Raw genomic sequence first — 12,462 nt, forward strand, 5'->3', positions numbered from 1 at the left:
TTTTTACATACAAAAAAGGCTGTCCAAAAGTTAGGACAGCCTTTTCTATTTTGGTTACGAATTGTTTTTACTTTTCTAAAACAAAACGTCTTGTTACTTCAGTCCAATTGATTACATTGAAAAAGGCTTCAATATAGTCTGGTCTTCTGTTTTGGTAGTGCAAGTAGTAAGCGTGCTCCCATACATCCATTCCTAAGATTGGAGTTCCGCCACAACCAACACCTGGCATCAATGGATTATCTTGGTTTGGTGTACCACAAACTTCTAATTTACCGCCTTTTTGAACACACAACCAAGCCCATCCTGACCCAAATTGTGTAGCTCCAGCTTTAGCAAACTTAGCTTTGAATTCTTCAAATGTACCGAAAGAAGCTTCGATAGCATCAAGCAATTCGCCTGTTGGTTGTCCTCCTCCATTTGGAGACATTACAGTCCAGAACAAATTGTGATTGTAATATCCACCACCATTGTTACGAACAGCAGCATTAGTCTTGTCTAAATTGATTAAAATATTCTCGATCGTTTTGCCCTCCATATCCGTTCCCGCAATAGCAGCGTTCAGGTTAGTAGTATAGGCATTATGATGTTTAGAATGGTGAATTTCCATTGTTCTAGCATCAATATGTGGTTCTAATGCATCGTATGCATAAGGTAATTGAGGTAATTCAAAGGCCATGATATCTTAATTTAATTGATTTATAAAATTTATCCAAATTTATACAATTAACTTTATACTTTAAAAAACAATTTTGTTATAATTCCTATTTTGTTTTTGAAAACCTCATTTATTGAAGGATACACTGAAAGATGTCATTTTGATTTTTAACATATAGGAAAATTTAATCTCAGGAATGCGCCATAGCCATACATACAATACTTATTTTGGCACCAGGAATTGTCAAAAGCGCTCTTGAGCAGGATTCTAAAGTTGCTCCGGTTGTCAAAACATCATCGAGCAATAAGAAATGTTTGTTGTGCTCTTTTTCTTCAAAAACCACATCAAAAACTTGGTCAATACCTTCCATTCTTCCCAATAAATTTTTCTTAGATTGGGTTTTCGAATCTATCTTTCTGAGTAAAATATGATTTTCAACAGGAATGTTTAATACACTTGATAACGCATTTGCAAAAGTATCTACTTGATTGTATCCTCTTTTATGCCTTCTTTTTTTATGAATAGGAACGGGTATAATTGCATCTACACTTTTGATAAATGCATTGTTTTTTAACTCTTCGGCATACCAATATCCTAATTGCGTGCCTATTTCCTGATGCCCACGGTATTTCAAATTATGAATTAATTCTTGGACCATTCCTTTTTTATGAAAGTATAAAAACGCCGAGGCATGGATCACAGGAATCCTACCATAAAATTTTTTAAACGCTTCGTTTTCTGTTTGTAAATGATGATGGGTTTGCGGTAAATGATGCCTACAATTGGTACAAATGACCGTTTCATTGGTCAATAAAAAAGAATGACATCCCGAGCAAACCGGAGGAAAAAAAAGATGAATGAGACTTTTAAGCATCTAATCAAGGATTTAATGCTAAAAATAAGCAAAATGATGATTCAAACTTGTTGATTTTTGTTTTTTTTAAATCCACTTTTTATATTTTTGCAACACTATGGCAAAACAAGAAGATTTATTTAAGAATGTAGTTTCGCACGCAAAAGAGTATGGATTTATTTTTCCGTCAAGCGAAATATACGATGGTTTAAGTGCAGTATATGATTATGCACAAAACGGTGTAGAATTAAAAAAGAACATACGCGAATATTGGTGGAAATCGATGGTACAAATGAACGAGAACATTGTAGGTCTCGACGCTGCCATTTTGATGCATCCAACCACTTGGAAGGCTTCAGGCCACGTTGATGCTTTTAATGACCCATTGATTGATAACAAAGACTCTAAAAGAAGATACCGTGCCGATGTTTTGATTGAAGATTATGCCGAAAAACTAAATATTAAGGCTAAAAAAGAAATCGAAAAGGCAAAAGTTCGTTTTGGAGAGGCTTTCAATGAACAAGAATTCATTACGACCAATCCAAGAGTAGTAGAATATTTAGCCAAAGAAAGAGAAATTCTTGAAAGAATGGGACGTTCTTTGGGTAATGGTGATTTAGAGGATGTAAAAGCTTTAATCGAAGAATTAGAAATTGCGTGTCCAGAATCAGGTTCTCGGAATTGGACCGAAGTACGTCAATTCAACTTGATGTTTGGTACCAAATTAGGTGCTTCTGCTGATACGGCAATGGATTTATATTTGCGTCCAGAAACGGCTCAAGGAATTTTTGTGAATTTCTTGAATGTTCAAAAATCAGGTAGAATGAAAGTTCCTTTTGGAATTGCACAAACAGGAAAAGCTTTCAGAAACGAAATCGTAGCCAGACAATTCATCTTCCGTATGCGTGAATTTGAACAAATGGAAATGCAATTTTTTGTACGTCCAGGAGAAGAAATGCAATGGTACGAACACTGGAAAGCTACTCGTTTGAAATGGCATTTATCGCTTGGTTTAGGAGCAGAAAGATACCGTTTTCATGACCACGAAAAATTAGCACATTACGCTAATGCTGCTGCAGATATCGAATTTGAATTCCCTTTTGGTTTCAAAGAATTGGAAGGAATTCACTCAAGAACCGATTTCGATTTGAAAGCACACGAAGAATATTCAGGTAGAAAATTACAATATTTTGATGCCGAATTGAATCAAAATTATGTTCCTTACGTAGTTGAAACTTCAGTTGGTTTGGACAGAATGTTCTTGGCAGTTTTTGCTACTTCTTTAAAAGAAGAAACGCTAGAAGACGGTTCAACAAGAACAGTACTAAAATTACCAGCGGTTTTAGCACCAACTAAAGCAGCTATTTTACCTTTAGTGAAAAAAGACGGTTTACCAGAAATTGCCAAACAAATCATTGAAGATTTACGATGGGATTTCAACGTGTCTTACGATGAAAAAGATGCAGTAGGAAGACGTTATAGAAGACAAGATGCCTTGGGAACACCTTTCTGTATCACCGTAGACCATCAAACCGCAGAAGATCAAACGGTAACCATTCGTCATAGAGATACAATGAAACAAGACCGTGTAGCTATTGCAGATTTAAAAGCTATCATCGAAAATGAAGTATCGATGAAAAACTGGTTGATGAAGATGTAAAAAATTTTAAAAATGCATATAAAGCTCCTTGTTTTTTTCAACAAGGAGTTTTTTTGTACATAATATCTTAAAAACAACTCTTATTTCTTATTCTTTTGGCTATTTTTGTTAATTATTATGTAAAAATTAAAATATGATTTATAACAAATTATCATTCCACTTCTTTTTTCAGAATCAACTTTTAAAATTACCGCCTCATCTTAGGTGGAAAATGGTAAAAATCGTAGCAGTTTTGTTTTTTTCAATATTTCTCTCTTGCCAAACAGAGGAGGATTTAGAAGTACCCAATGCTATTGCTGAAACTTACAAAAGTGATATACAGCACTATTTGAGTAGTATTCCAACAAACCAACAAGAGGGAACTTTATTTACGGGTAACGATTTAAAAAACACCATTGATTATCAAAGTATAGCAGCGATTAAACTCAACGATATACAAACCCTTTTGATTGCAAATCTGGGTAATGTAACTAATAATGATAAAGCAAAGACCACTAAAATTGTTTTTTATCTTCAAAAGAAAAGGATTACGAATGCGAAAATAGTTACTTTCGAAAATGCATTTTCGGATTACAATAGTACTATTAAGTACATGCTGAACAATGAAAATGAGGCGATAACATATTCAGGAAAAGTGACAATACACTCAGTTGAAGGTAGATTTGAATTTTCTGGAGACTTAGATCAAGGACGGTTAAAAGCACATTCTAGAGCGTTTCGTAAAAAAGATCTTACCAATAAAAGTGATAAGTATTGTACTTATTGGTATAGAGTAGATAGTATTAATGGACAAGTTGTTGCTATCACTTTTTTGTTTAAAACTTGTGAAACCGACACACAAGATGGCAGTGGTCACGGGGATGGTACAAGTACAGGAGATTGGGCTATATTTCCTGCAACACCTATTGATAAGCAAAAGCTTACCCACATAGAGCCCAGTGGAATAATAACCATCTACCAATATAAGGCAAATGGGGATCGATGGGATATTATCAATGTCACTATCCCAGAGAATGCCGTAATAATATATACACCTCATAGTCAATTACAAAGTGTACCAATGCCTCAACACCAGCAAGTAGTTGTTGGTAGCCAATTTATCTATCAATACAATTCCTATGCTGGGACATGGGTAGGACAGCCGAAAGAAATAATAATTGACACTTGTGCTGGGATAAAGAAACTGATTTCAAGTATTGCGGTAGATACAGAATTTACTACTGCTGTTTCAAGTATTAAAGCTGCCGCCAGTGCGGATGGCTTTGAGCATAGTATCACTTTGGGCAAAGATAGTAATGGAAAAATAACGCAAGCTCCCATGAATAATGGCACATCACAGTATTTAGTAAAAGTAAACACAACTTGGGCGGGAGCTTTTGCAGCTATTCATAACCATCCTAATGGTACGCCAATGTCAGCAGGAGATATATATGCAGCGGTAAAACTGAACACGTTACGTCCCGATTTTACCACTACATTTTTAGTCCTACCAGACGGCTCGATGTATGCTTTAGTGGTAACCGATTTAGAAGCTGCCAAAGCCTTTGTTACTAATTATCCAGCAGATGTTATTGGGAATAATAGTCCTGAATTTCCAAACTTTATATTTGACCAGATAGAGGCAATTCAGACTTCAGACATGACCTATACTAGTATCGAAGGTAAAACTAAAGCAATTTCAATTATTTTGGACAAATACAATTCTGGAATAACGTTACTAAAACAAGATAGCAATGGAAATTTTAATCCAATTAAAATGGAAGAAACCGTGCAAAATGGCAACACAATTTATACTCCAAAACCTTGTAATTAATACTAAAAATGAAAAAAATGAAAAATATACTTAGAACTTTCGCTCTTTTATTTATTTTAATAAACAATAGCTGCAAAGCGCAACAAATGGTTCAAACAACAAATGATGTTTATCAATTAAAAACAAATGAACAGCAATTTATTAATAAACCTCTGAAAAATCTTCTCAAAGAAATAAAACCCGAAATAAAAACAGGATATGCAAGTAATGATAATCCATTCTTTTTCAGATTTAAATTTATAACTCATGACCAACAGAAAAAGAAAAAGAAAGAAGGAAGTTGGGAAGATCAAGTATCTCTATACGTTTATGTCAAAGATCCAATAGATTGGAAATGGGAAAAAAGACCTAAAGAAATTGGGCTGTCTTGGACAAAAGAAGATGCAGAAAAATACGGCAACCTTACCGTAATTAGGATAAAAGTAATTAGCCCGCCCAAAGATTAAATTAATGAAAAACGTATTACATTTTCTAGGTTCTCTAGTTTTTTTAATCAATTCTAGCTGTAAAGCGCAACAAATGGTACAAACCACCGCAGATGTTCCAAAACTAAAAACAAATGAACAACAGTTCATCAACAAACCATTAAAAAAATTATTGGACGAGATAAAGCCAGAAATAAAAATTGCCTACGGTAATATAGGTGACCCTAGCTATTTTTCCTTTAGATTTATAGATACAGAAGAAATTAAACGTATACCCTTAGGAAGTGCATTGGGTTTGTATGTGTATGTTAAAGAACCGTTGGAATGGTATTTTGAAAAAAGAGAGAAAGGAAAAGAATACCAATGGACAAAAGAAGATGTAGAAAAATATGGTAATTTAACCGTTATTCGAATAAAAATAGGCGGTAAGTATTAGTGTATTACTTGGTTAATTTCGTTCGTATATGGCAATATCAAATCCTTTGATAAATCTCAAAGTTAGTATTAATATTAAAATTTAGAGTCATGAAAAACGCATTACATGTTCTAGCCTCGTTTGTACTTTTAATCAATTATAGCTGTAAATCGCAACAAATGGTGCAAACCACCGCAGATGTTCCAAAACTTAAAACAAATGAGCAACAGTTCATCAATAAACCACTAAAATATTTATTAAAAGAGTTAAAGCCTGAAATAAAAACGGCAGGGGTAACTAATGAAGAGGGGTATTCTTATTTTGGATTTAACTTTTTACCATTAGAAGAACAGAGAAAGGGTCTTGGGAGTCGAGAGGACAAAGTGTCCTTATATATTTATGTAAACGGTCAAGTAGATTGGGATTATGAAAAAAGACCAAAGGGACAAGAATTAAATTGGACAAAGGAAGATATTCAAAAATATGAAAATCTTATTGTAAAAAGGATTAAAGTTATTTATGATTAGGAATAAATAGTCAAAATTAGGACTTGTTGTTTTCATTAATTTTAAAATCATGAAAAACGTATTATATTTTCTTATTTCTCTAGTTTTTTTAATAAATTCTAGCTGCAAAGCACAACAAGTAGTACAAACCACAGCCGATGTTCCAAAACTAAAAACAAATGAACAACAGTTCATCAATAAACCGCTAAAACTTTTATTAAAAGAGATTAAACCTGAAATAAAAACGGCATGGGTAACCAATGAAGAAGGCTATTCTTACTTCTCATTTAGATTTACAACATTGGAAGAACAAAAATGGAATATTGGGACTAAAGAAGATAAGATAGTCTTGTATGTTTATGTAAACGGCCAAGTAGATTGGGATTACGAAAAAAGACCAAAAGGACAAGAATTGAATTGGACAAAAGAAGATTTAGAGAAATATGGTAATTTAACCGCTATTCGAATAAAAATAGGTGGTAAGTATTAACGTATGACTTGGTTAATCTCGTTCATATATGGCAATATCAAATCCTTTGATAAATCTCAAAGTTAGTATTGTTAAAATTTAGATTCATGAAAAACGTATTACACATTCTAGTTTCTCTAGTTTTTTTAATCAATTATGGCTGTAAAGCACAGCAACTAGTACAAACCACAGCCGATGTTCAAAAACTAAAAACAAATGAACAACAGTTCATCAATAAACCTCTAAAATATTTGTTAAAAGAGTTAAAGCCTGAAATAAAAACCGCATGGGTTACCAATGAAGAAGGATATTCTTATTTTTCATTTAGATTTATAACATTAGAAAAACAGAGGAAGGGACTTGAGAGTCGAGAAGACAAAGTATCCTTACATGTGTATGTCAAGGAGCAAATAGTAGATTTGGATTTTGAAAAAAGGCTTAAAGAGAAAGACAATACGTTAACAAATGAATTTATTCAAAAACATAAAAATCTTATTGTACAAAGAATCAAAGTTTATTATCCGAAGGAGTAAATAACTTAATTGAATTTATTGTTTTCATTAATTTTAAAATTATGAAAAACGTATTACATTTTCTAGCTTCTCTAGTTTTTTTAATCAATTACAGCTGCAAAGCACAGCAACTAGTACAAACTACCGCCGATGTTCAAAAACTTAAAACAAATGAGCAACAATTTATTAATAAACCTCTAAAAGACCTTCTCAAAGAGATTAAACCAGAAATAAAAACGGCCTTTGGAAATATAGGAGATCCTTGTTTTTTTTCTTTTAGATTTATAGATCCAGAAGAAATTAAACGTAGGTCTTTGGAAAACCCTTCTGTGGGATTATATGTATATGTTAAGGAACCGTTGGAATGGTATTTTGAAAAAAGAGAAAAAGGAAAAGAATACCAATGGACAAAAGAAGATTTAGAAAAATATGGAAATTTAACCGTTATTCGAATAAAAGTTATTGGTAAAGATTAGAAGTAGTATGCTTTGCTTTTGATTTATAAATGTATAATAGGAATAATCTCTAAATATAGTTGCTTACAAAAAATACAAAATGATGAAAAAAGCATTAAAAATTATCGTAGCCTTACTATTTATGACTACTTATAGCTGTAAAGCGCAACAAATGGTTCAGACAACCAAAGATGTTTATAAATTAAAAACAAATGAGCAACAGTTCATCAACAAACCACTGACGAGTCAAACCGTAACCATTCGCCACAGAGACACGATGAAACAAGGCCGTGTAGCTATTGCTGACTTAAAAGCCATCATCGAAAATGAAGTATCGATGAAAAACTGGTTGATGAAAATGTAATCACATATCTATTTATAAAAAGAAAGGCTTCTCAAATCGAGAAGCCTTTGTTGTATTTAATTAAATCTGTAACCAAAAGTAATGCCACCTCGACCAACTATTTTATAATTAATATCTGAACCATTAAAAAGATTGCGGCCAATTCCACCATTGATTTCAAAGATAAATCCTTTTTTGGTAATCCATTTTCCTCCTAAACCAAATCCTAATGCGAAATCAATACCATTTGAATTTTCTATAGGGCTGTCGCTTTCGTAGTTATTTAGCATGCCAAAGCCCTCTGCGAAAAAACCTGCTGCTGGCTTTTTGCCAAAATAATAACGATAGTATGGGGTAAACATGAGTTTTATGTCAATGTAGTTAGCTAATGGTAAAAACAAAGAAGCACCAAAGGCAGATTCCTCATTAAGAACTCTTTCATAACTTACTTCTAAAGCTTCTGCTATTAGGTAAGCAGCGTTTATTTTTAATTCATTTTTCTTAAATGAAACGGGTTCCGTTTCTTGAGCAATTCCTGACATTGAGAAACCTAATACCAACAATACTAGTATTTTTTTCATAAGTGTAAGATGTTTTTTAGTTTTTCAAATGTAAGAAAAAAATGTAAGTTCAATAATTATGCTTTTGTTTTTTCATATTTTTTGCTATTCTTTTTCAAGTGCCATAATTAACAGGGTACACTGATGCAGTTCATCGGATTTTTTTGCATTTCATCTGTTTCTATCAACATTCTAAAGGTTTGTTTTAACAAAATGAAGGAAAGAAAAAGGATTACAGTAATTTTAAAAGTCTAAATTGTGATTTTTGTTTAAAATGGTACTTTTGTTTACTATCAAATTATTCCCAAAAAAAGATTTAGAATTTAGACAACCGACTTCTAAACTGAATATAAGCGTTGTTGAATGAGTTTTACCTATATTATTATTGACGATTCACAAGAGAGTGCTTTACAAACCAAAGCTACGGCTGATGGAATTTCAGGCTTAGAATTTCTAGGAATGGCATTTACACTTGAAGAAGGATTGAATTTAGTACTAGAAAAAAAACCTCATCTTATTTTCTTAGAAATTGTCCCATCAGACAAAAAAAGTAATCTATCCCTGTCATTTATAAGTGAGTTACATCGATTTTTATCTATTTTACCAGAAGTCATTATAACTACTACCAAAAAAGACTGGGCTTTTGAAGCAATAGACTATGGTGTTTTTGATTATTATTTAAAACCTGTGCAAGGCATCAAAATAGTAAAATCGATTCATAAATTAAAAAAAAAGGCCTGTTCGGGAGTACCAATTCAAAACACTCATGCTGAGCAAAAAAAAAATTCACCACCAGTGACTAGCCTAACACCTAAACCATTAATCATTTGTATTAAATCCTACGGTGACTATCGCTACATCAATGCCGATACTATTTGCTATTTTAAGGCCGATAATAATTCTACGGATATTCATTTACAATCTGGCGAAATGATAACAGCGTTCAAAACATTAAAACATTTCGAATCAATTTTAACTTTTCCCTTCATTCGCATCCATAATAGTTACATCGTAAACCGTAAGTTTATTTCCCGAATTCAAATGGGTAACTCCCTGTGTTTCATTAAGAATAACACTACAAAGCTGCCGTTTTCGAAGTCCTATAAAACTAATATTGACCTAATTATTTCTGATTTTTCCAAAGAAAATTATGTAGAAATCTGATAATCAGTAGATTTACTCAATATTGAATAGTACTTACTAACAAATGACTATATTCTACCAAAAAAGGGGTTTTTGTGTAGGAAAAATTCCGTGTGGCTACTTAGATTTACAAAACTATTCCGAACATTATCGGAAAGAAACGTAAAATCAAATTAAAACATAAAGCCACAAATTATGAAAAAAGCTATCTTAACTATCGGATTATTTACATTAGTAATGGGATTAACTTCATTTACAACACCAGAGCAAAAAAGAACAATTGATACTAATTCTCCAATTGAAATAAACGGAAGTAGTAGTGTTGGAGGAAATAAAAAGGTTGACATTAACGGAAGCAGTAGTGTTGGAGGAAACAAGAAAGTTGATTAACAAATAGTTCTCAGAATAAATTAAAAGCTACCAGTTATTGGTGGCTTTTTTTATATCAATAGTTTTACTATTTTTGGTAAAATACAAATCAACTATTGACAAAATATATATACATATTTTTTTTTCTTCTTCTCCTTTTTTCTTGTAATAAGAAAGAAAAAGTAGATATACATAGAATAAATCCTGAAGATAGCTTAAGTTTATTTTTGACAAAAGCTAACGAGACAAATCTTCCACTAAGTTCAAAATTAAATTTTAATAAGAGAGCGTTAAATATTCTGATTAATCAAGAAAATGATTCAATTAATAGGGTTAACTTGTTTAGAGTAGCCAATAGGTATTTTAACATGAATAATTGGACGGATTACAATACGACTGTTCTTTTGCTTTTGAATAAATCTAATGAAAAAAAGGACTATTTAAGTTCTGCCAAAGCCTACACTTATTTGGGGGACTATTATGTTTCCCAGTCTATTTCTGACAGTGCCTTTTTTTACTATTTCAAAGCTGAAAAAATTTACTTACAATTAAATGATAAATTTAATTTGGCTAAAACACGACTAAATAAAGCCAATCTACAATATGGAGAAAGTGATTTCTTAGGAAGTGAAGTAGCAGTTTTTAATTCGCTAAGGGTTATTAATGGATTAGATTCTAAAGAAGTTTACTATGATTCGTATAATTTATTAGGAGCTGTTTATAATGAGATAAGTGAGTATAATAAAGCACTCGAGTTTCATTTTAAAGCTTTGTCGATTAGCACAAATAAAGATATCCCCTCTGTTTATCAATCCAAAGCAACATCGTTAAATAACATTGGATATGTATACCACAATCTAAAAAATTACCAAAAAGCTCAACAGTACTATCAAGAAGGATTAAGACAAAAAAATCTAAAATACGATAAGCCATCCTTGTATGCCATGCTTTTGGATAATTTAGCTTATTCAAAATTCAAGCTTAAACAAGAGAAAGACCTTCCAGGATTATTTTTAAACTCTTTAAAGTTAAGAGATAGCCTAAAACTAACATCTGGCATTGTTGCCAATAAAATCCACCTTTCAGAATATTATAGCTACCATAATGATAGCCTACAAGCCGTTCGGTATGCGAGAGAAGCACTTTCCTCTGCCCGCAAAGACAAAAATTTTAGAAACGTTTTGGTTGCTTTAAAACAAATGGGAGTTGTTGAACCCCAAAACGCATCGCTTTATTCCAAAGAATACATTCATATCAATGACAGTCTTCAAAAAGCAGAACGAAAAATGGGAGAAAAATTCTCTCGAATTGAGTATGAAACCGATGTGATTAAAAGCGAAAACACTGATTTAGTCGTACAAAACCGAAATTTATTTTATATTTTTAGTGTTTTAACTTTAATGAGTATTTTTACCTTTATTTTTGTCTCTTTACGCAACAAGCACCGACTGTTGATGTTTAAAGAACAGCAACAAATAGCCAATGGTGAAATATATAATTTGATGATTTCACAGCAAAAAACTATTGAAGACAATCGAGCAAAAGAAAAGAAAAGAGTCGCCAGAGAATTACACGATGGTGTTTTGGGGAAAATGTTTGGGGTTAGAATGAATCTTGACACCATGAATAACGCTCAGGATGAGCAAGCTATAAAAACTAGATTGGAATATTTAGCCGAATTAAAACAAATCGAACAAGATATTCGAGAAATTTCACACGATTTGAATAGAGAAAACACAGAATTAATTAATAACTTCGTCGTGATTCTCACGAATCTTATCGAAAATCAAAGGAAAGCTTTTAAAACTAAAATAACTTTTTATTTAGATAAAAACATTCAGTGGGAAGGCATTTCTAATGAAATCAAAATTAACTTGTACCGAATCGTTCAAGAAGCCTTACAAAATTGCAATAAATATGCACAATCTAAGTTAATAACGGTTAGCTTTGTAATGGAGGGAGATCAGATGATTAAGCTTTCTATACAAGACAATGGTGTAGGATTTAATCTTAAAAAAATTAAAAAAGGTATTGGTTTACAAAATATAGAATACAGGACCAAAGAATGTAAAGACCTGAACTCGATTAATAATTTGGGTTGAAAATATTGCACAAAAAGGTAAAATTTAGTATATTTAAATCTCTGACAATTAAATATTTAACTAAATTCTACCTTATGATTTGTTTCGATAAAATTACTGATATTTTTTCTATTGTAGATGAATTTTGTAAAGATTTTGACAAAACTACACGACCTTTTCTATTAGGAAAACCTTCCAAACGC

The 12,462-nt window shown here is 32.0% G+C and carries 15 protein-coding genes; 12 read left to right on the forward strand and 3 right to left on the reverse strand.

Going from position 1 to position 12,462, the window contains the following annotated elements; genetic code table 11:
- Positions 1–67 precede the first annotated feature (67 nt).
- Positions 68–676, reverse strand: coding sequence for a superoxide dismutase (locus O9307_RS01755; protein WP_064715769.1), 609 nt, complete (start codon positions 674–676; stop codon positions 68–70).
- 169 nt (positions 677–845) lie between these two features.
- Complete coding sequence (locus O9307_RS01760) at positions 846–1,529, reverse strand: ComF family protein (protein ID WP_298294720.1); 684 nt, start codon at positions 1,527–1,529, stop codon at positions 846–848.
- Positions 1,530–1,626: 97 nt separating this feature from the next.
- Here O9307_RS01760 and O9307_RS01765 point away from each other — a divergent pair, with 97 nt between their 5' ends.
- The 9 genes from O9307_RS01765 to O9307_RS01805 all read left to right on the forward strand — a co-directional run bounded on the left by O9307_RS01765 (position 1,627) and on the right by O9307_RS01805 (position 8,127).
- Positions 1,627–3,168 (forward strand): glycine--tRNA ligase, encoded by a 1,542-nt coding sequence (locus O9307_RS01765; protein WP_159689264.1) that lies wholly within the window; start codon positions 1,627–1,629, stop codon positions 3,166–3,168.
- 211 nt (positions 3,169–3,379) lie between these two features.
- Positions 3,380–4,981: a hypothetical protein gene (locus tag O9307_RS01770; protein ID WP_298294724.1), complete on the forward strand. Its 1,602-nt coding sequence runs from the start codon at positions 3,380–3,382 to the stop codon at positions 4,979–4,981.
- A 17-nt stretch (positions 4,982–4,998) separates the two neighbouring features.
- Positions 4,999–5,427, forward strand: a complete 429-nt coding sequence (locus O9307_RS01775) for a hypothetical protein (RefSeq protein ID WP_298294726.1) — start codon at positions 4,999–5,001, stop codon at positions 5,425–5,427.
- Between the two features lie 4 nt (positions 5,428–5,431).
- Positions 5,432–5,842 carry a hypothetical protein gene (locus O9307_RS01780; RefSeq protein WP_298294728.1) on the forward strand — a complete coding sequence of 137 codons (411 nt, stop codon included), beginning with the start codon at positions 5,432–5,434 and terminating at the stop codon, positions 5,840–5,842.
- Between the two features lie 89 nt (positions 5,843–5,931).
- Entirely contained in the window at positions 5,932–6,348 is a 417-nt protein-coding gene (locus O9307_RS01785) for a hypothetical protein (protein WP_298294730.1), read from the forward strand.
- 49 nt (positions 6,349–6,397) lie between these two features.
- Positions 6,398–6,817 (forward strand): hypothetical protein, encoded by a 420-nt coding sequence (locus tag O9307_RS01790; protein WP_298294732.1) that lies wholly within the window; start codon positions 6,398–6,400, stop codon positions 6,815–6,817.
- Between the two features lie 86 nt (positions 6,818–6,903).
- On the forward strand, positions 6,904–7,329 hold the full coding sequence (locus tag O9307_RS01795; RefSeq protein WP_298294734.1) for a hypothetical protein: 426 nt from the start codon (positions 6,904–6,906) through the stop codon (positions 7,327–7,329).
- 41 nt (positions 7,330–7,370) lie between these two features.
- Positions 7,371–7,784: a hypothetical protein gene (locus O9307_RS01800; protein ID WP_298294736.1), complete on the forward strand. Its 414-nt coding sequence runs from the start codon at positions 7,371–7,373 to the stop codon at positions 7,782–7,784.
- A gap of 79 nt (positions 7,785–7,863) precedes the next feature.
- Positions 7,864–8,127 carry a hypothetical protein gene (locus O9307_RS01805; RefSeq protein WP_298294738.1) on the forward strand — a complete coding sequence of 88 codons (264 nt, stop codon included), beginning with the start codon at positions 7,864–7,866 and terminating at the stop codon, positions 8,125–8,127.
- Positions 8,128–8,183: 56 nt separating this feature from the next.
- Here O9307_RS01805 and O9307_RS01810 read toward each other — a convergent pair whose 3' ends face one another.
- Positions 8,184–8,687, reverse strand: coding sequence for a DUF3575 domain-containing protein (locus O9307_RS01810; RefSeq protein ID WP_298294740.1), 504 nt, complete (start codon positions 8,685–8,687; stop codon positions 8,184–8,186).
- Positions 8,688–9,029: 342 nt separating this feature from the next.
- Here O9307_RS01810 and O9307_RS01815 point away from each other — a divergent pair, with 342 nt between their 5' ends.
- From O9307_RS01815 to O9307_RS01825, 3 genes are all read left to right on the forward strand, one after another.
- Positions 9,030–9,830: a LytTR family DNA-binding domain-containing protein gene (locus tag O9307_RS01815; protein ID WP_298294743.1), complete on the forward strand. Its 801-nt coding sequence runs from the start codon at positions 9,030–9,032 to the stop codon at positions 9,828–9,830.
- 174 nt (positions 9,831–10,004) lie between these two features.
- A complete protein-coding gene (locus O9307_RS01820; RefSeq protein ID WP_298294745.1) occupies positions 10,005–10,199 on the forward strand; it encodes a 3-oxoacyl-ACP reductase in 195 nt (64 codons plus the stop codon).
- A gap of 347 nt (positions 10,200–10,546) precedes the next feature.
- Positions 10,547–12,280 (forward strand): tetratricopeptide repeat-containing sensor histidine kinase, encoded by a 1,734-nt coding sequence (locus O9307_RS01825; protein ID WP_298294747.1) that lies wholly within the window; start codon positions 10,547–10,549, stop codon positions 12,278–12,280.
- The last annotated feature ends 182 nt before the right edge of the window (positions 12,281–12,462 follow it).

The sequence above is a fragment of the Flavobacterium sp. genome, from assembly GCF_027531905.1.
In the GTDB taxonomy this organism is placed as follows: Bacteria; Bacteroidota; Bacteroidia; order Flavobacteriales; family Flavobacteriaceae; genus Flavobacterium.